Origin of the sequence: Microbacterium sp. LWH7-1.2 (assembly GCF_038397755.1) — a bacterium.
GTDB lineage: Bacteria > Actinomycetota > Actinomycetes > Actinomycetales > Microbacteriaceae > Microbacterium.
Genome location: NZ_CP151637.1, coordinates 532,262 through 551,618, shown reverse-complemented (window position 1 = coordinate 551,618; position 19,357 = coordinate 532,262). Strand labels below are relative to the sequence as shown.

Sequence of the window (19,357 nt, the reverse complement as noted above, 5' to 3'; positions counted from 1 at the left end):
ACGTGCGGCTTGCGGTTGCGGTCAGGGTACGCCCACCCCTTCGGCGTGGATAGGACCATCTACAGGCTCTGGACGGCGTGCGTGTGCGCAGGCGCGCGCCGTGACTGTGCAGGAGCATCCGCCCGCGAGAGGCAGATCGCGCGATCCCGCGCTACGGCTGCGGCCGCGGCATCAATTCGCTGGTTCGGCGACGGGGCGGGAGCGCCGAGCGCGTCATCTTCGAAAACGCCGTACCAGTCACGGTAGGCGGCAACGACCCGCGCCTGGTGCCGCCAGGCACCTGCTCGCACCGAATCGACGGGGATGCGTCCGAGCGACGTGATCCACCTCTCCCCCGACACCACCGCAGAATCGACGAGAGCCAACGCGCGATCCTCGATGAGGTGTGCCCGTTCGTCGAGGGCACGCCGCATCTCGGTATCCACCTCTCCCATCGCCGCCGGAATGAGGCCAGCGATCAGCCGTCGCCTACTGCCGCGCGAGCTGCCGCTCGACGGCTCAGCAAGGACGCGCTCGAGGCGCTCGTGAAGCACGGCCGCCGCATCCTGAGCGTCGTCGAATCCACGCACGGCGACGATTCGCGGCAGAAGAGACTCAACGTTGTGGCCAAGCGCCTCGGCGCGTCGCAGGCCCGCGGTCAGCGCCCCGAAGGCGTCCGACGCGATCGTCGAATCGACCAGCTCGACAGGCAGCCCGCTGGCGTGAATCAAACTCGACCATCGTGGCCTCTGGGCGGATGCCGCGATCGTGTCGTACTCGGCGGCGAGTTGCGCGATCGACCCCCAACCGTCCTGCTCGGCGGCGATCGTCTCGTGTGCCGAAAGCTCGGCCCCGACGTGTGCGAGCACGCCGGCGAGGATGTCGCGGGCCGTTGCATCCGGACGCTCGCCGGGATGCCGAGCGGAGTGATTCTCGTCGGGACGCGACACGACCACATACGCGATGTTCGAGGCTCTCCCCCGCGTCATCGCGACGTAGAGGTTCTCGCGCGTCGTTCCGGGCTCGACGACGGCGTGCGCGGTGTCGGTCGTGATCCCCTGCGCACGGTAGGCGGTCACCGCGTAGCCGAGGTCGACGTTCTCGGCCACGTACTCGGCAGGCAGAGTGAGCGGTCGCGCGGCGGCACGGTCGGTGTTCTGCACGCGCAGCGAGCCGTCGCGACGAACTGCGACGACCTTCCACCGCGCGCCGTTGCGGACCCAGTCGCGTCCCGAGCGCAGGCGGCGGTCGTTCTTGCGGGTGATGATGACATCACCGATGGATGCCGCGGACTCGTCACGCAGCGATGACTCGGTCGAGGCATCCACGACGCCCGTGAGGATCAGTTCGGCGCGCGCCCGTCGGTTGAGGGTGGCGACCGCCTCGCCCGTCTCGGCGACGAGCACCGACGAGATGCCCGAGGCCATGTCTTGGAGCCAGGCGCTGTACGCGGCATCCGCCATTGCGTCGGCGTCTCCACCGATGATCCGGTCGTGCCTGCCGTACGCGTCGAGGGCTTGCAGTCTCCCGTTGCGGAGGTCGAGGGAGGCATCCTTCTCCCAGGCGTTGCGGAAGCGGTGCACGTCGGCGAGTTCAGGGGTATCGGCGCGGGACTCGACGAGCATCCGGAACGTGCCGCCGGCGTCGACAGACTGCAGCTGCGCCCAGTCCCCCACCAGGAGGACCTTCGCGCCTGCCCGTGTTGCGAGCGTGCTGATGCGATCGAGTGTGAGTGTGCCGGCGAGGGATGCCTCGTCGATGATGACGAGCTGTGATGCGCGCACGGTTGCGCGGCCCTGGCTGTGGTCGTGAAGCCATTTGGCGGTGTTCTCGGTCGTGATGCCTAGGTCATCAGCGAGCTCGCGCGCGGCCGCAGCTGAAGGTGCGAGCCCGATGACCGAGCCGCGACCGTGCTCGTGCTCCCACGCGAGGCGGAGCGCGTGCATCGCGGTGGTCTTGCCGGCGCCGGCCGGGCCGATCAGCACGTCGAGTGCGCGTGCGGACGTTGCGATCGAGTGGAGCGCCGTGCGCTGATCCTCGCCCAGCACGATCCCGTGATTGCGGCGCGCACGCTCCGCGCGCTCGAGAGTTGTAGCGCTGACCAGCGGCGCATCTGTCGCGTGCGACGCGGCGAGCAGTCGCTCCTCCGCATCCAGCAGCGCAATGGACGAGTAGCGGGCGGAGTTGCGCGGGCGGAAGACGCTCGTCTCATCGGCGCGTCGGAACTCGGCGGGCGAGACTGCGAGCTCCGGTGGCGTGAGGCGCGTAGAGCGCTGCTCCGCAGCATCCGTGATCATGCCGACGATCGCCTCACGGTCCTCGGTCGCGGCGAAGCGCCACCTCATCGTCTGGCGCGCGGCCTCCGCGTAAAGGTTCCAGCGGGTCCATGTCGAACGGCGCTCGCTTGCGGCTTCCACGACTCCCCCTGCGAGCTGGGCTAGGATGCTGGGCTCCATGTCATCGGCACGCAATGGCTTCGGGCCGTCCTGGTGGTTCACGGCTGTGCGCGACCAGGCGCTCGCGTCGCGGCCGAGCACTCGGCCCGCGCGGGTACGCCACTCTCGCGTGAGATCGGCGAGCGATCGGAGCTGCTTCTCGGGGCGCGTCGCGAGCGTCGCCTGCTGACGCAGACGGATGATCGTCACCTTCGACGGCGCGCGGCCGTGCGTGGCGACGTACTTGTCGATGAGCCGGTCCTTCTCGACATCGATGTGGCGTGACCGAGACGAGAACTCGGCAGCGAGATGCACGGGAACGGTTGCGATCGTCCACACCGGGTTGCGGCCGGCTTCGCGCTCGCGCCGTTCCCATTGGACGCCGAGCGCACGCGACAGGTGGTCAGCGAACACAGCTGTGTGCAACTCAGACAGCGCAACCGTCGCCGCGTGCAGCGGACGTCCATCGAGCGACCGCCACTTGCCGTCGAACACAGTGCGCACCTTGTTGCTCACTACGACGTGCGTGTGGAGTTGCGGATCACCCGCGCGGGAGTCGAAGTGGTCGAACGCTGCGGCGATCAGGCCGGTGACCTCGACCTGGGCTACTGCTCCGTCGCGACCCGCTTCGCCGGCTCGGGTCGCGGCGAGCTCGCGCTCCATGAAGGCGAGCACGTCATCGATCGCTTTGTGGTGTGCGGCTGCGATTGTGGCCTGAGTGTTGGCGTCGGCGACAGCCCAGAGGACGGATGCCGACTTCGGCAGCGAGAACGTGAAGTCGTAGCCAGCGACGGCGCGGCGGCGAGATGGCGGTGGCGCGTCTGCAACCCATTGGTCCGGGCTCGCCTCGGATACCGCGTACTCGGGATACGCCCGGCCGAGCGGGGCGCTGGTGCCGGGGTCACGACCCATCCCCAGGAGCAGCTCGAGTTGCGCTTGGGACACCCGCGATCCCGCGTCGATTCTGCCGTCGGCCAGCGCTGACAAACCACTCCCGAGCCAGCGGCCCGGCGGCGTGCCCGCCTCGGCGTAGTAGCGGGTCAACGGGGTAGAGAGCGGTCGCTCGCCGTCGGCCGCGGCTACCGTGCGGAGGAGGTACTTGTACCCATCCCCCGCGCTCATCACCCGCATCGACACCGACACCCGGTGCCTCCTCTCCTATGTCAGAGAGGTGGTGCCGACGCGCCCGCCACTCCGGGTACGGACCTCGATCTGCAAGACGTGTGGACGCTCAAGACGGGGGAACGCTCAAGACCGGAACCCATGCCCGGGCGCGCTTGACACAACTACTCCTGATCGGAGCCCACAGCCGTTGCCGGCTTCCTGTGGGTCGCTGCCAATTGACCGGTGGCGCGTTGGACCGGTGGCCTGCTGTGCGGCTGTCGCCCTTCCCGAACGCGTCTCCACGAGTCCGTGGCCGAAGTCCAGCGCGTACGGCTCGGCGACGGTGAATGCTCGTGAAGCCGCGGTGGTCGCGGAAGTTGATCTGCTGCGCAGCATCCTGCCCGAGCAGACGCGGCCCCAGGGCCCAGAACGTCGTGTTCGACTTTGGCTTTTCTTCGATCTGATCGGACGCGAGCGCGTGGTGGTCCTGTATGAGCTCGGCGTCGAGCTACCGAGCGACATCAACGGCCTCGTCCACACCGAGCTCGATGTGACGGGCGGATGGAGGCTGAAGCTCGCACGCATCAGAACCTCAAACGCTCTGATATCCCTGTCGACTGGGCAAAGTTGGCTCAGGGCTCACGCGGCAATCGTCACCAACGTTGGCTTCCCGAAGCTAGGGGCCGACGACCGCTCCGTCTACGGCTGGACGAAGACGCTTAGTGACTCCGTCCACCGTGAGGCCTCCGACATGCCGACCGTGACGGCGGTCCCGCCTGCCTCGTTGATGGCCAGAAGCACGTCACCGTCCGGATGAAGCACCGCTTTGTCACGTGGGGATCGGTACGCTCCGGCAGCCCCGAAGACATAAGTAGGCGAATGCGCTGCCGTCGGGTCGAACCCGGTCATCAGCGTCTCGTCCCAGTCCTTCGCGGATCCGTGGTGGGAGGGAGCGAAGGTCCCTACATATGGCTTTCGGCTTTCGAACGCGGCGTTCACTTCGTCCACGCGCTTGTTAGCGCGGAGGTCGGCGTCACCCAGTCCCAGCCAACCGGGCCGAGGATTCCAGGCGCCGATCTCTGCCCGCTCAACGTAGGAATTCCGGGTCCTATAGGCCCGATGCGCCGTGCCGACCACCGGCCCCGAGTAGATCATGAGAGAAGTAAGGTTTCGCGTGAACGAGGCGCCAGCGGCCTTCACCGCGTCGTCATAGGCGCGAGCCAACTCCTCCCGCTTACGACGAACAAGGTGGCTGATGCGACGCGAGTCGTGCATCTCTGACTCGGCCCTGATGAGCTTGCGTCGAATCAGGGCCTTCGTGAACTCAGGGATAGCCCCCGTAGCTTGCATGGCGACGTATGGGAACCACTCCCAGACGATGTCACCTCCGACTTCGCACAGCACGCGCTGGCTCTCAAAGCGCACTGTGAGCGCGGCGTTGAGTGCTGCCGCCGGGATCTTCCTCGGGGACAGGAGTTCGGGTGGCTCAGCACCGCCACTGGTCGGGGTTGCTTGCGCCGGGGGAATAACCTGCACCTCGGCAGGCGTCGCATTGTTCGACCCCAAGGCAGCGAGCGCGGCGGAGGGGTCGATTATGAAGCCATCGTAGAAAGCTGTATCAGCCGGGCCGCCGTCCAGCGTGCCGTCTGAGATACCGCCGCCAAGGATGAATAGGCGCTCCGGGACGGGCACCATCGGGATGATGAAGCGCTCAATGTCTACGCTCGCGGTGAGCGACGGAATACCAGAGACATGGTCGAAGTCGAAGTGCGATACGAACATGAAGTCCGCCGTCGTGATCCTCTCGGCCAACTCATCCACTTCCCTCGTGAGGGCGGATTGCGTATCTGCACGAGCGCCACAGTCGTAGACGTAGTTAACTGATCGAGCGCTGGAAGCAACACTGCCGCTGTGGAAGAAGCCGTTCCCCACGGCCCACTGGGTCCGCGACACATTCAACTTGAAGATCTCGTCACTCCTTCGTCGGAGACGCGGTGGATACGCCGTGGACCATTTGCGGCGTGAATCTGTGAAGTGACTATCGGCGGCGCTGAGACGTGCCTGGCAACGAGTGCGGCGAGGTCCGCAGAGTTGAAGCCCGCGGCATTGGCAGGCACCGCGTAGAAGTCCGGCTGACCTTTATCGTTGACGCCCACGGTGATGCACCCACCGCCAGTGTTCATCATGGCGATGAGGTCTTTCGCGGTTCCCAGTTTGTGCCCGTGTAACTGATATTCAGGGTGCTCTTCTCGTCGAGCGCGGGGAACTTAACAGCGAGCTGTAGGAGTTCAGTCAGTTCTCCTCGGCGAGTCGGCCGTCTACGACCACAGGGCTTGCCACACGGTGAGCCTATCGATGCTTGCGACTCCGACAGTTCAACCCGTCAGGATCGCGTTCCTCGTGTCGGGTGCGAGTCGACTTGCTCTGCTTCCCGACGATCAGTAAACGTGCCACGACGTTGAGCCGGAGCCTGAGTTCGGCGGCCTCAGTGGGCGGGAGGCGCGACGCCACCTCCTGTCGTGTCGTCCAAGCTGCAGTCAGTGTAAAGATCGATACGCGAGGTGACGAAATGGGCTCGATCAGACCGTATGAGACTGCGCACGGGCGGCGGTATCGAGTGAGATACCGTCAACCCGATCACAGTGAGAAGGAGAAGCGCGGATTCAGAACAAAGGGTGAAGCGGAGCTCTTCCTCTCGTCGGTGACCTTGTCCAAGTCAAAGGGAACCTACATCGATCCAGCCTCTTCGAAGATCAGGGTGGGAGACCTGGCCGAAGCCTGGCTGGATTCGAAGCGACCACCAATGATGAAGCCGTCATCGTTTCAGCCGTTGGTGCTCGCATGGAACGCCCACGTAGCTCCAGTCTGGGCTGACCGCGATCTATCTTCGATCCGACGGTCAGAGGTTCAGGCTTGGGTCGCGGATCTCGCATCCCGTCGCTCGCGGACGGTTGTCCTCCGGGCCCTCGGCGTGCTGGCCGGCATCATCGATACTGCGGTCGACGACCACCGCCTCGAGAGCAACCCAGCGCGAAACCTTCGAAGCCTGCCGCAGCGCTCCACCCCAAAGCGCCGCCCGTATCTGTCTCATGAGCAGGTGCAGCTGCTGGCCGCAAATGCCAAGCACTCCACGCTAGTTCTGGTGCTGGCGTACACCGGACTCCGATGGGGCGAGGTCACCGCGCTCCGCGTGCGGAACGTGGACCGCTCACGGCGGCGCCTCACCGTCGAGGAGAACGCCGTTCTCGTTGGCTGGGAGATTCATGTTGGCACGCCCAAGACGCATGAGCGGCGGTCCGTCCCGTATCCCGAACAGCTCGCACCGCTGATCGACGAGGCCTGCGCCGGCAAGCCCCCGGAAGGACTTCTTTTCGGAAACGGGGTTACGCACATGAAGAACGAGACGGACAGTAGCGGATGGTTCGCTACAGCGGTGCGCCGCGCGCGCGCCATAGATCTACTGATGCCGCGAGTGACGCCGCATGATCTCCGCCACACCGCGGCATCGCTGGCGGTGAGCTCTGGCGCCAATGTAAAGGCCGTCCAGCGGATGCTCGGACACGCGTCTGCCGCGATGACTCTCGACACCTACGCCGACCTCTTCGACGACGATCTCGACTCCGTCGCAAAGCGAATGAACGACGCAATGGGCGATCTGCCCGCGTCACTCGATCACAAACGCCGCGGCGGAGCAAGCACGAACGATCAGGTATGTGGCTGAAGTGTGCCCCTGGAGAGACTCGAACTCCCAACCATTTCCTTAGGACGGAACTGCTCTTCCATTGAGCTACAGAGGCTGACCCCTCGATCCTATCGTCAGTCCCGCGCCCACCCACTGCGGGTGTTCGCCAGAACGAAGTCGGCGAGCGCCACTCGCGGGATGTATCGTCTCGATCCGATGGCTGTGTACTGTATCGCCCCCTGGTTCGTCAGTTTGTAGAGGGCGGAATACGGAACGCCGAGCGCGCTCGCCGCATCCCTCAGCGAGAGCAGCACAGCACCCGACTCGTCAGGCACGCTCGGCGAAGGGAGCACCGTAGGGGCGGCGTCGACAATCTCAACCTCCGACGCCTTCGTCTCCCAGTGCCCGACATAGGCATACGGCTTCTCGAACTCTTCGCGAATCTTCCGCGCTGCGTCCTCCTCGTCGGTTGCCTTTATCCATCGCTCAACTACTTGCACACGTGTGACGACCACCTTGTACCGCATCAAACTCTCCTGCCCCTTGGCGCAGCCAGCCTGTCGTCGGACGCTCGAAGCTGGCGTGATCGCCTTGGCTCGTTCAGGTGCTGGACTCGGCACTCCGAGCGCCAACTCTGTTTCTGTCCTGGTGCGGCGCGCTGCCCGCTCCACTCGGTCAGCATCGCTGAGACTTGGCCAACTACGCCCGCGGTCCGTGGCAGTCGCGCGCCACGACGAGCCATGCCCTTCGATCTTGATGAGGCTGCGACTCTCGAGCGCGCGCGCCGTGATCCGGTGACCGAATGAGTCGTCGGGATAGACACCGGCGGGACACCCTTCGACGATCCATGCGAGCACCGCCGCCTGAGTCTCAGTCAGACGGATTCCGCTTTGGTCTTCGTGGCCGCTCGCCCACCGCGCCATGAGTCAATACTCGCTATACGCCCACCGCCACGCCAGGGAGGCAACGCCAGGCTGCGTCGCGCGAAGCAATCCCGCCGGCGAAACCGTCTCAATTGAAGCTCTCGAGCTGAGTGTCCGTGCTCCGGAAATGCTGAGATCGCGTCCAGTTGGCTCACCGGTGGCTTGGCCGAGTACACCCTTCACGATCGCCTGGGAACCGTTGAAACTGAGCCTTTGAGCCACGACGTCAGTGCAGACCTGAACAGGTTGGGATCGACGTTCGCCTCCCAGCCGTGGGGAGCGACTGCGGTCTCCACGAGCGCGACGTGCGGGTGGGCGGTCACGAAGCTGCGCGTGAGTTCGAACGGGATCTCTTCGTCCCCGCTCGAGTGGACCACGATCGTCGGCACACCAATCGCAAGATCGCGAGCCCAGTCGAGCCGATCAAAGTCGACCACCGCCGGCATCCCGATCAGCCGGCTCATGACGCGCGAGCCGAGCGCCCACATCACGATGGGAGCTAAGAACCCCGGCAGACCCGCGCGCTTGATGCCCTGCCTGACTATCTCTCGCCAGTTCGTCGCCGGCGCTATCAGTGCAAGTCGATCGAACGCCGCGGGGTCGTGACGAAGGAGTTCGAGCGCGAGACCGGCCCCCATTGACCATGCCACGACATAAACGGCGGTGGCTCCGTGAGAGCGCGCATACCTGACCGCGTCCCCGAGGTCGCTCGCCTCGTGCAGCCCCAGTGTGGATGCGGATACGCGTGGCCCGTCCCCCGCGCCTCGATACGTGATTGCCAACGAGGTGAAGCCGGCGCTCTGTGCCACCGCTACGGAGCGCAACGTGACGAGTCTCGATGTGCGAATGCCCTGAACGTGGATCACCCAAGGTACAGGGGGCGAAGTGCCTCGGAAGAGCCAGGCGGGAGCCGATCCGCCGTCGCGAAGAGGCACCGCAACGTCCTCCCAATTCGGATCGATGTCCCCGGGCCCGCTCATGAGGTGACCGGTCCATTGCGCCTCGAAGGGTCGCGTACCCATCGGCGCGGTCGTGTTGAGCACGCGACGGATGACACGGTCATTGTCCGACCACACCACGGGCCCGATAACCGCGTGCTGTTGGAAGCGATCCCCAAACCAGAGGCCATAGCTCCCTTCGACAACCGTAAGATCGCTCCGCGGCAGCTCGAGATCGTCGCCGACCAGACGGACCGTGACCGTCCTGCGTCGCGGATCCACCCCGACAATGCGACGCGCCAACATCCACACCATGCCTGCGGTCGCTGCGAGAAGCACGCTAACCACCGCGGCAAGTACGCCGACCACCTTCAAGGTGCGCTCACCGCCCCCGCCCCACTCGACATCCGCACCACGGCTGGCGCCCGCATCTGTCGATCGAGCATCTCGGTCGTGGCACGGAGAATAACTCGCTCACGCTTGGTCAACTCCTGACTGTTGGCGATGTCGGTAAGTCGAACGGCAAGTCGGTATGTCTCGTGCACGGGGTCCTCGTCAGGAATCGGCTTAACGATCATCCCGCGATCGAGGCTTGCCTTCGCGAGCAGCCGCCCCAAGGTCGCGTTCATCGATCGCCGGCCGGCCCGGGCGACGGCGAACACGATGATCCCCGCGCATACCAGCACCACTCCGCCGTAGAACGGAATCGTGAACAGTGCCCCGACTCCTTCGACGGGCGGCGTCCGCCCCATACCCGCGACGCGAAGCGTGAGATAGGCGATCTCGATGAGGCTTGCCACGAGGATCGACCATGCCCCGATGCGGATGAGAATGTACGGCCGAGGCTTGCGCCCGTGGATGCCGCGAAGCATCCGGGCCATGATCAGGACCACGCATGCCATATAGATCGATGCGTACGCCCACAAGCCGATTTGACCCGCCGACTCCTTGATGAAGTCGTCCGTCGTCGATCCGCGATCGGCGATCAACAGAAACGGAATGGTGAAAGAGAGGAACATCGCGGGCAGTTCCCAGAGACTGCGCGGATCGAACCTGCTGCCGTCGAGCGTGAGGGCTGCCTGCATGACGAACCAGAATGCAGTGGTCGCGAGGATGTTCTGGACGAGGTTTGCGACGTTTGCTCCGCCCAGCCAGCCGTCGACGATCGGCAGCGGAACGACGACTCCCACCATGAACACCGCTGCGAGCCCCGTGATAGTGGCGATCCACGTCAGTCGACTCGACGGCTGGCGGATCGCTGACGGCAACCGGACCAACGTGAGTACCAGCAACGCGACGAATGCGACGACTTCGATCCTGAGCTCCATCAGCCGAACACCGCCTCGTCAGGGCCGTGGCGAGGCCGAAGGAGGAGTCGAGACAAGAGTTGCGACAACTTCTCAGCTTCGGCTTCGCTCACGAGTTCGGTGTCGGCGAAGTCCAAGTCGAGTTCGAAGTCCGGAGTAACGATGCCCCGCGCGAGCACGGTCTGACCCGCGCGCACATGACGAGATCCGGGATGCTTGAGGGGCAAGGTCGCACAGCCTGCATGTTCGAACAGCACGTGCGACAACTCATGCAGCACGGTGTGGAATTGGTACCAGCGGGGGTCTGACTTTCGCACAAGGATCTTGGCCGAGTCAGCTGTTAGCAGGACTAGACCGGTGATGTTCTCCCAGTCCCGATCCCCGACCGGCTCGATGTCGATCCGTTTGCCGGTGGCCGCTGCAACGTGCCTGACGATGTCTTCCAGCTCCACGTCGGCTGGGAGATCGAGGCGCTCGAGTTGCGCCTCTGCGCGGGCGCGCAGCTCTAGATGATCTCGAGATGCGCGGTAGCTCATGACGCCCTACCTCCGATCACGACCTCGCACAGCGATCGCCCGAATGCTCCTCACTGTACGCCGATGCGCAGTGAAGGTCAGGTGAATGCGCTAGTGCGCAGAGATGGACCTCAAGGTCTGCGCAATCGCGCGCAGGGCGGCGGGCGAGATCTCGCCGACGGCTCGTGCTGACACCGAATCCGCGCCTGACGCCTTCAGTGCCTCGCGGAATTCGAAGTTTGCCTCGGCTGCTTCAACCGCGGCTGCGTCGCCCAGGTCGAGCAGGTATGCCGTGGGGACCCCGGCATAGGCGCCGACGCCCTCCAGCACCCTCACGCGAATAGGTGTGCTCGCATCCCCCGCGAGCAGGCTCGCCCATTCGTCGCGATCCAACGCCACACCGCGTTCGTCAAGTTCACTGACGAGACCGTCGATGTCGAATGCGGATCCGTCCAGCCGGGGCGCGCGCGACACCGCGGTCAGTCGGCGTCCCAGCTCCCTGGCGTCTGTGTCGAGGATGGGCTCGATCTCGCGAGCGTCGCCGAGGGATGCTGCGACGCGAGAGATCTCGTGCGGATGAGTCCCGAGTGCCTGTGCGAGCTTCTCGATGTCGTTCGCGTCGAAGGGCGCGGCACCGCGCAGTCGACCATAGAAGTAGCTCGCCGACATCTCGGAGCGATCGATCAGTTCCTGGTTCGTCATGCCCGCAGCGTCACGAAGAGTCGAAATCGCGCGCACCAGGTCCATCGACCACGCGCCGGCCTCGCCCTGGGAACGTCTACCCACGACGACAGGTTATCGCTCCGCAAAGCGTTGGCGTTTGCTATCTATTTCGGCACATCCGGCGTATCTTGCACCTATGTACGCATATCGCTCCTGCGCACTCCCCCGCTTACCGCCGCTTCATAAGGGGCCACAACGGTGAGTCGACACCTACCTCTGTTGATGAAGCCGCCACGAGGCGACTGCGAAGGGGGTACGGCGCGATGGTTCACCAGAAGTCCGATATCGGTGCCGCCCAGGCGAAGCTTGACCGGCTCCATGACCAACTCGCTGAGGCGGTGGCCGATCTCGTGACCGGTGAGGACTGGAAGCGCGCGATGACGTTTGCCGCTCGGTTCCGCTCTCGGTCGTTCAACAACACACTGCTGATCTGGATGCAGCACGCATCGGCCTTCGAGCAGGGCCGGGTCTTCGATCCGACGCCGACGTACGTCGCCGGCTTCCGCCAGTGGCTGACGCTGGGGCGATCCGTCGATCGCGGCCAGCGCGGGTACATGATCCTCGCCCCGGTTGTCGGTCGGTTCGCCTCGCGCACGCCGCAGGTGGCCGAGTCGTGGCGTCGGCTCGCGCCGCGTGAGGGTCCAGAGCGCGGCGAAGATCTTCAGTCGCGGTTGATCGGCGTGCGTCCTGCATACGTGTGGGACGTGTCCCAGACCAGCGGTACCCCGATCCCTGAGCCACCCCGGCCCCAGCTCCTCGAGGGGCAGGCGCCGGCGGGGATGTGGGAAGGGCTGACGGCGTCGGTGCGTGCACGGGGGTACTCGTTGCGCCTTGTCGACAGCGATCGGGATCTCGGAGGTGCGAACGGAATGACGGACTACATCCAGCGGAGTGTCGCGGTTCGCGGCGACATCGAGCCGGCAGCGCGCGCGAAGACTCTCGCGCACGAGCTCGCTCACGTGGATCTTCATGGGCCCGATCACCCCGACGCTTCACTCCATCGCGGCATTAGCGAGGTCGAAGCGGAGTCCGTCGCGCTGATGATCGGCGCGGCGCATGGCCTCGACACATCGGACTACACCGTGCCCTACGTGTCGACCTGGGCAGCATCCGTCGACGGGAAGACGCCGGTAGAAGTCGTTCAGGCGACGACCGAGCGGGTCCGGTCGACCGCGCTAGCGATTCTTTCGCAATTGGATACGGCGCAGGTGGGGTCCGGCGATCCGCCGGGATTGGCACGTGCGCCGAAGGCCGGTGTAATCGCCGCCAGACGCGGCTTGGGAGGACACGACGCCACGCTTCACGGGCGCCGCAATCAGGCCGCGCCTGCGGGGTTGGGTCTCTGATGGACACCGCATCGTTGTTCGCATCCGTCATCGGGCTTCCGCCACGCGAGGGCGTGGAGCGTTTCGCTGCGGCGGGTGTTCCGGTTTTCCCCTGCAAGGCCGCGGAGAAGCGGCCGCTGACGCGGCACGGCTTCGTCGACGCGAGCGCCGACATCGACCTGATCCGAAGGTGGTGGACTCAATGGCCAGAGGCGAATATCGGCATGCCGACCGGCGCCACCTCAGGACTCGACGTGGTCGATATCGATGTGCACGGTCGGGTGCGGGGCTTCGCCGCGTTCGAGCTCGCTCGGCGCGAGGGACTCGTGGATCGCTGGCAGGTACTGGTGAAGACAGCGTCCGGCGGGATGCATGCGTACTATCCGGCGGATCCCGACCGCCCTCAGCCTTCGTGGCAAGCGGCGAGGGCGGGCATCGACTTTCGTGGCGATGGCGGCTATGTGGTCGTTCCACCGTCGCGGGTGATGTTCGAAGGCAATAGGTCCGACTACGAGCTGATCGGACGCGGACGAGGGGAGGCGGCATCCGTCGACGCCGCCGCACTCCGGCAGTTCCTCGATCCGAAGCCGACTCCCCTGCCCAACCCGTCCGCTCACGACAGGAGCGACCTGGACCCGACTCGGATCGCGGCTTGGCTCGCCTCGCGGGTCGAGGGCGAGCGCAACCGCGCTCTCTACTGGGCGGCATGCCGGCTGGCGGAGAATGGCGTGTCGGATCAGCGCGCGCGGGACGTTCTCGGCCCCGCCGCCGAGCACGCCGGCCTCCCGCAGTCCGAGGTCCTGACGACGATCCGATCTGCGTACCGGACGGCGGTGGTCTTGGCGGCGCCCTTTCGAGACCGCCCCGGCGGCAGGCCGGTGACCGGGCAGGTGGTCTTGTGATACCTGAGTGGGGACAGCCGCGATCAGGCCGGATCGCCGTGTGGACCGCGATTGCAGGCACGATCTTCATCGCCATCGGAGCCTTCTGGCTGTCATTCACGGCGCTCGCCGATCTCGCGAACCGATCCGGTATCGCCCCGACTCAAGCATGGGCATGGCCCCTCATCGTCGACGGCATCATCGTCGTCGGCACAGTCGCGGTCGTCGCGCTGGCGGGCCGACGCGACGCCTGGTACCCGTGGATGCTGCTGATTGCGGGCGCTGCGGCATCGGTCGCCGCGAACGCCATCCACGCGATCGTTGCCGCGGACGCCGACGTGCCATCGGTGCTCGCGGCATCCGTCGCTGCGGTACCCCCTCTGGTCCTGCTCGCAATCACGCACCTGACCGTTGTACTCACCCAGCGCTTTCGAGTTCCTCTTTCCTCCACAGCGCCGGACGCGGACGCGCCATCCACAGAAGTCGTGCACCTTCGCCAACACACCGATGCTCCAGAGAAGGGTGCCCGTAGAGACATCGCGGCGCTGATGCGTCAGCGCGGCATGTCGAACAAGGAGATCGCGAGCGCCACGGGAGTGCATCCGTCCACAGTCGGCCGATGGTTCGCGGGGACGCTCGACATACCTGACCTTGAGAAAGGAGCTACGCCATGAACGAGTACGCACCAGAGCAACCCGCTGACGCTCGCTACCGGCGGCCCAGTGCGCCCGTTCGCTTCGGCGACCCCGCGGACAAGCCCGGAGGAGAGGAGGTGTCCGAACTCGCTCGGCACGGCGATCCCTCGCTCGCGAGGCAGCCGCTCAGCCTGTCGGGTTCCGAGACGGTCCGCAGCGAGATCGTCTGGATGCGCCCGACGGAACTCGTTCCCGCGGTCACCGGCCGGGTCGCGGGGCAAGGCATCGACCTCGAATCGTCGATCGCGCGACGCGCCCGCGCCCTTCCCACTCAGGGTGTTGCGGCCACGCGGCGAGCCATTCGCGATCGCGCACTGCAACTGCCGCCCGTCACGGCGTTCGGTACAAGTCGCCACGCGCACGGCGCGGTACGGCGGTCCGGGATCGGTCGTTAGCGAGGTTGTCATGGACACCCAGCGCTCGTGGTCGCCCGCGGCAGCACCGAAGTCTGCCCCGTGTATCCCGCACACGGCGGAGGGCAGCGATGCCCGTGAGTCGTTCGAGACCTCGGAGGGTCTTCGCGAGCTGCTGGAGCGACTCGCCGCTCAGGAGCACGGGGCGTGGCGCCACGACAAGAAAGCTGCCGCGCTCATGGCCCACGTTGTGAAGCGCTACGCGAAGCTCGCCCGCAAGCACGGGCTCGACCCGTGGGATGCGGCGGCCGCTGCATTTGACGCGATGCGCCTGCCGTCCGTGCGAAACGCCGATGATCCCTGGGCGGTCGTGACCCGCGCAGTCCAGGTCACGATGATTGCGGAGGAGCGGGCGAACGGACTGTTGTGCTCGGTCTACCAGGCGCGTCGACCCGAGTTCTCGTCCTTCCACGAACCCGAACGCTTCAGCGATCGCGAGAACCCACTGAGCGACTATCACCCGGCGCTCAGAGTGGAATCGGCCGAGGACCTAGACGCCGACGACGACCCACACGCGGGCGCCGGCATCCCCGAAGCCGTCGAGAACGCGATCGCCTTCATGACGCTTCTCGGCTGGCCGCGGACGCCCGCCCGCACCGCGATGGAGTACATCTGCGCTCGACTGAGCGAAGTGCCCTCGCGCGCGACCGCATGGGAGTCACTCCGGCGAGACGTCCACGGACGGACACTCCTCGACCTGTCCTCCGCGTCATGGAATGGGATCCTCCGCGCCGTGCTCGGAAACCCCGAACCTGAAGTCGCGCGCACGACTGCTGGCCGCGGCATCCTGCTCCGCCTGCTGATCGGCGAACCGCTGCGATCCCTGCTGACGGACGATGACCTTGTTCTCGCCGTCAGCCTGGCCGCCCCGGCCGCGAGAGCGGGGCGGTGACCGTGAGCACCCGGATCGGCCACATCGAACTCGAACGATCGATCACGTCGATCGTCGTCGGAAACCGTCACCGCCACGAGTACGGCGACATCGACGAGCTGGCTGCGTCCATCACCCGCGACGGCCTGCTCCAGCCGGTCACCGTCACGCCGGAAGGCGTGCTCGTCTGCGGCGCCCGACGACTCGAAGCCCTCAAGCGTCTGGGCGAGAAGACGATCAAAGTCTGGGTGAGATCCGGGATCTCGGATCGCCTCGCCGAACTGCTCGCGGAACAGGCCGAGAACGTGCTCCACAAGCCGCTCACACCGACCGAAGCCGCGACGCTCTACACCGAGCTGAAGTCGTACATCGCCGAGGACGCGCTGCGACGTCAGACTGCGACGCAGTTCAGCCGCGGGGACGATTTCGCCGGAAACTACGGTGGTGCCACCGTGGCACCACCGCAATTCAAGCCGGGCAAGAGCCGCACGCAGGCCGCGAAGATGGTCACGGGGAAGGCGTCATACACGACCCTCGAGCGCATCGCGGAACTGCAGCGGCTCGTCAACAGTCCGACGACCGACCCTGAGCTGAGAGAACGAGCCCACGACGAACTGCAGCTCATCGACCAGGGAGGGAGTGTCACAGCGTCACACGCGCGCATCCGAGAGTTCCTCGATCCCGAACCGCCCCGTGCGTTCGAAGACTTCGAAGCACCCGAGGACTTCGAGCCGCCCGATGAACTCGAGCAACTCGCGAACGCTGCGCTCGCCCGAGTCAAAGAGGCGAAGCGCAAGGGGCGTAGACCCAAAGCCCGGTCCGCTTCGGTGCACGTCTTCCCGGTCCGGGCATTCGTGCGCGTCTGGGAGGACCTCGACCTGTGGTGGACGCACTTCGACGTCACCGCCGTCGCCACCGAACTCTCCGACGAGCAGCTCATTCAGTTTGAGGAGACGCTGGCCTCCACGGTGGCGTTCTTCGCCGCGCTCCGCGAGGCTCGCGCTCAAGCGAGGCGGGAGATCGCGTGATGGCCGTCTCCCCGCATCCCGCTCACCGGCGTGTCATCGTTCTCGTCGCGATCGGCTTAGGGATCCTCGCCTCGTTGGTGGGTGTCGGACTGTATGGCCTGACGCTTGCACCCCAGCCTGACGCCGGCTCACCGACGGCCACCCCGACACCGCAGGACGTCGCGCCCACCGCACCAGGGCCGACAGAGTCGCGCGTCGCGCCGCACGTGATCCGGTCGACGACGGATGCGGAGGACTTCGCGCGAGACGCGGCGGAGGCGCTGATCACCTGGGACACCACCGAGTTCGAGCTGACGGACTACGCCCAGGTGATCGTCGACGCCGGCGATCCGTCGGGCATCGAGTCCGCCGCGCTCGCCTCCGATGTGCGCAGCTACTTCCCGACAACGGACGCGTGGGCACAGCTGCGCATCTATGGCACGCGCCAGTGGTTGACGATCGACGAGGTATTCGTCCCGACATCCTGGAACGACGCGCTCGCGCAGGCGACCGAAGGCGAGCTGCTTCCCGGAACGATCGCCTACACGATCTCGGGCACACGCCATCGCGCGGGCGTCGTCGGCACCGACGCTCAGGAGACGTCGCGGCCGATCGCGTTCACGATGTTCATCGCCTGCGAGCCCAGCTTCAACGAGTGCCACCTCCTTCGGCTCTCCGAAGTGGACAACCCGCTTCGCTGACGGCATCGATCATGAAGAAGCTCGCGATCTGCCTTGTGGTGGCTGTGCTCACGCTTCCATTCGCAGGGCTGCTCGCTATTCCGATCGTCCTCTCCCCCGCAGCCTTCGCCGCGTGTCAGATGTCCGGCCAGCTCGTTGTCTCCGGCGTGCCCGACGAACTCACTGCTGCCCGAGCCGACGGCGTCTCCGTCACTCTCCGGCGCACGCAGCTCACGCACGCGGCGACGATCATCACCGTCGGCAGCGGCGTCGAAGACGTGGGGCGGCAGGGCGTGCTGATCGCGCTCATGGCGGCGCTCACAGAGTCCACGTTGCGGATGCTCGCGAACGCAGCGCACCCCGAATCGCTCAACATGTCCAACGACGGTCTGGGGAGCGACCATGACTCCCTCGGCCTGTTCCAGATGCGGCCGAGCTCCGGATGGGGCACCGTCGCCGAGCTCATGGATCCGAAGTACCAAGTGCGCGCCTTCTTCGGTGGGCCCGAAGGGCCCAACTATCCGTCTCCGGCAGGTCTCCTGGACATTGCGGGGTGGCAGACCGCGGATCCAGGATCCGCTGCCCAGTCGGTCGAGCGCTCGGCGTACCCCGACCGCTACCAGGAGTACCAGCCGGTCGCGGAAGCCATCATCAAGACACTGACCAAGCCCACCGTCCGGGGAGACAGCTCGGCGGCTCCGCTTGACACCGTCTCTGAGACATCCCGCGTGGTCTTTCCGCTGCCGAGCGGTACCTGGGTTCGGTCGAGCGGGTATGGCTGGCGGGACGACACGATGACGGGGAAGCGAGCGCTGCATGCAGGCACGGACTACGCCGCCGCCGATGGAACCCCAATCCTCGCGATCGCCGACGGCGTCGTCAGCTGGGCGGGTCCGGCCGGGTTGTACGGGCAGCTGATCATCATCGAGCACACGGTCGACGGCCGCAGAGTGGCGTCGGCCTATGCGCACATGTGGGACTCCGGTGTCCATGTCACGGTCGGTGAGCGCGTCTCCGCCGGCCAGCACATCGGCGACGTGGGCGCCTCCGGCAAGTCGCAGGGCGCCCACCTGCACTTCGAGATCCGACCGGGTGGTTCGTTCGAGCCATCGGTCGACGCCGAGCGGTGGCTCGCCGAGCACGGCGCCGCCGGGTTGGATGCCGCGACGTCGGGGCAGTCCGCATGCCTCGCGGGCGCCACCTCGAGGTGATCGCGTGGACATCTTCCCGGACTTCGGTGCTGTCGGTGGCGCAGGTGACCTTCGCGCGATCGTGGGCGCACTCCTCATGTACGTGCTGATCTTCGCCGTACTCGCGATACTCGTCTGCGCGATCACCTGGGCGATCTCATCCTCGAGCGGCAACTACCAGTCGGCGCTGAGATCGCGCGCTGGGCTGTTCGTCGCTGTGGGAGCTGCGGTGCTCGCCGGCGCAGGGGTCGCGTGGATGAACTTCCTCATCGGAGTAGGCCAGCAGCTGTAGTGCGCGTGTTCGCGTGCGAAAGCAGTCCGGCGGATCCCGGGGACGCCGCACGCACCTTGTACGCAGGTTCGTTTCTGCCCAGACAAGGAGCAAGACCGTGATTGATATCGCACCCAACGGGTCGGGACTTCCCGGCATCGAGCAGCTCCGCGTCATCGTCGGCGCCGTGATGACCGTCGGACTCATCCTCGCCGTGCTCGCCCTCATCATCGCCGCGGTCGCGTGGGGGTACGGCGCGAACTCATCCAACCCTCACCTCGCCTCCCGCGGGAAGCTCGGTGTGCTGGTCGCGTGCGGGGCAGCCGTGATCTGCGGCGCCTCAGTGACCCTCGTCAACTTCTTCTGGGGCGTCGGCCAGTCGGTGTGAGCTGACGGGGCCGTCGAGAGAGGCGACGCG

The 19,357-nt window shown here is 66.0% G+C and carries 18 protein-coding genes and 1 tRNA gene; 11 read left to right on the top strand and 8 right to left on the bottom strand.

Annotated features, from left to right (window positions below; genetic code table 11):
* Positions 1 to 59: 59 nt before the first annotated feature.
* Complete coding sequence (gene mobF, locus MRBLWH7_RS02635; protein ID WP_342001881.1) at positions 60 to 3,545, bottom strand: MobF family relaxase; 3,486 nt, start codon at positions 3,543 to 3,545, stop codon at positions 60 to 62.
* A gap of 672 nt (positions 3,546 to 4,217) precedes the next feature.
* Entirely contained in the window at positions 4,218 to 5,450 is a 1,233-nt protein-coding gene (locus tag MRBLWH7_RS02630; protein ID WP_341998890.1) for a hypothetical protein, read from the bottom strand.
* Between the two features lie 769 nt (positions 5,451 to 6,219).
* Here MRBLWH7_RS02630 and MRBLWH7_RS02625 point away from each other — a divergent pair.
* Positions 6,220 to 7,239: a site-specific integrase gene (locus MRBLWH7_RS02625; RefSeq protein WP_341998889.1), complete on the top strand. Its 1,020-nt coding sequence runs from the start codon at positions 6,220 to 6,222 to the stop codon at positions 7,237 to 7,239.
* Between the two features lie 4 nt (positions 7,240 to 7,243).
* Here the strand turns inward: MRBLWH7_RS02625 and MRBLWH7_RS02620 are convergent.
* From MRBLWH7_RS02620 to MRBLWH7_RS02595, 6 genes are all read right to left on the bottom strand, one after another.
* Positions 7,244 to 7,315, bottom strand: a tRNA-Arg gene (locus tag MRBLWH7_RS02620).
* A gap of 19 nt (positions 7,316 to 7,334) precedes the next feature.
* A complete protein-coding gene (locus tag MRBLWH7_RS02615) occupies positions 7,335 to 7,727 on the bottom strand; it encodes a helix-turn-helix domain-containing protein (protein ID WP_341998887.1) in 393 nt (130 codons plus the stop codon).
* Between the two features lie 575 nt (positions 7,728 to 8,302).
* The gene (locus MRBLWH7_RS02610; RefSeq protein WP_342001879.1) at positions 8,303 to 9,430 is read right to left on the bottom strand and encodes an alpha/beta hydrolase; all 1,128 of its coding nucleotides are present in this window, start codon (positions 9,428 to 9,430) and stop codon (positions 8,303 to 8,305) included.
* Between the two features lie 2 nt (positions 9,431 to 9,432).
* Positions 9,433 to 10,389: a hypothetical protein gene (locus tag MRBLWH7_RS02605; RefSeq protein ID WP_341998885.1), complete on the bottom strand. Its 957-nt coding sequence runs from the start codon at positions 10,387 to 10,389 to the stop codon at positions 9,433 to 9,435.
* Positions 10,389 to 10,904: a hypothetical protein gene (locus MRBLWH7_RS02600; protein ID WP_341998884.1), complete on the bottom strand. Its 516-nt coding sequence runs from the start codon at positions 10,902 to 10,904 to the stop codon at positions 10,389 to 10,391. Before MRBLWH7_RS02600 ends, MRBLWH7_RS02605 begins: the two co-directional genes overlap by 1 nt.
* A 90-nt stretch (positions 10,905 to 10,994) precedes the next feature.
* Complete coding sequence (locus MRBLWH7_RS02595; protein WP_341998882.1) at positions 10,995 to 11,669, bottom strand: helix-turn-helix transcriptional regulator; 675 nt, start codon at positions 11,667 to 11,669, stop codon at positions 10,995 to 10,997.
* A 200-nt stretch (positions 11,670 to 11,869) separates the two neighbouring features.
* Between MRBLWH7_RS02595 and MRBLWH7_RS02590 the strand changes: the two genes are divergently transcribed.
* The 10 genes from MRBLWH7_RS02590 (at position 11,870) to MRBLWH7_RS02545 (ending at position 19,327) form a co-directional block, all read left to right on the top strand.
* Complete coding sequence (locus tag MRBLWH7_RS02590; RefSeq protein ID WP_342001877.1) at positions 11,870 to 12,952, top strand: ArdC family protein; 1,083 nt, start codon at positions 11,870 to 11,872, stop codon at positions 12,950 to 12,952.
* Positions 12,952 to 13,833 carry a bifunctional DNA primase/polymerase gene (locus MRBLWH7_RS02585; protein ID WP_341998880.1) on the top strand — a complete coding sequence of 294 codons (882 nt, stop codon included), beginning with the start codon at positions 12,952 to 12,954 and terminating at the stop codon, positions 13,831 to 13,833. The genes MRBLWH7_RS02590 and MRBLWH7_RS02585 overlap by 1 nt, the downstream gene beginning before the upstream one ends.
* 38 nt (positions 13,834 to 13,871) lie before the next feature.
* Positions 13,872 to 14,486, top strand: a complete 615-nt coding sequence (locus MRBLWH7_RS02580) for a DUF2637 domain-containing protein (RefSeq protein ID WP_341998878.1) — start codon at positions 13,872 to 13,874, stop codon at positions 14,484 to 14,486.
* Complete coding sequence (locus tag MRBLWH7_RS02575; protein WP_341998876.1) at positions 14,483 to 14,902, top strand: hypothetical protein; 420 nt, start codon at positions 14,483 to 14,485, stop codon at positions 14,900 to 14,902. The genes MRBLWH7_RS02580 and MRBLWH7_RS02575 overlap by 4 nt, the downstream gene beginning before the upstream one ends.
* A gap of 10 nt (positions 14,903 to 14,912) precedes the next feature.
* Complete coding sequence (locus MRBLWH7_RS02570) at positions 14,913 to 15,812, top strand: hypothetical protein (RefSeq protein WP_341998874.1); 900 nt, start codon at positions 14,913 to 14,915, stop codon at positions 15,810 to 15,812.
* A complete protein-coding gene (locus MRBLWH7_RS02565; RefSeq protein ID WP_341998872.1) occupies positions 15,809 to 16,819 on the top strand; it encodes a ParB N-terminal domain-containing protein in 1,011 nt (336 codons plus the stop codon). Before MRBLWH7_RS02570 ends, MRBLWH7_RS02565 begins: the two co-directional genes overlap by 4 nt.
* Positions 16,819 to 17,499 carry a hypothetical protein gene (locus tag MRBLWH7_RS02560; protein WP_341998870.1) on the top strand — a complete coding sequence of 227 codons (681 nt, stop codon included), beginning with the start codon at positions 16,819 to 16,821 and terminating at the stop codon, positions 17,497 to 17,499. The genes MRBLWH7_RS02565 and MRBLWH7_RS02560 overlap by 1 nt, the downstream gene beginning before the upstream one ends.
* Positions 17,500 to 17,510: 11 nt before the next feature.
* Entirely contained in the window at positions 17,511 to 18,689 is a 1,179-nt protein-coding gene (locus tag MRBLWH7_RS02555) for a M23 family metallopeptidase (protein WP_341998868.1), read from the top strand.
* Positions 18,690 to 18,693: 4 nt separating this feature from the next.
* Positions 18,694 to 18,960: a DUF6112 family protein gene (locus MRBLWH7_RS02550; protein WP_341998866.1), complete on the top strand. Its 267-nt coding sequence runs from the start codon at positions 18,694 to 18,696 to the stop codon at positions 18,958 to 18,960.
* A gap of 97 nt (positions 18,961 to 19,057) precedes the next feature.
* Positions 19,058 to 19,327 carry a DUF6112 family protein gene (locus MRBLWH7_RS02545; protein ID WP_116193375.1) on the top strand — a complete coding sequence of 90 codons (270 nt, stop codon included), beginning with the start codon at positions 19,058 to 19,060 and terminating at the stop codon, positions 19,325 to 19,327.
* The last annotated feature ends 30 nt before the right edge of the window (positions 19,328 to 19,357 follow it).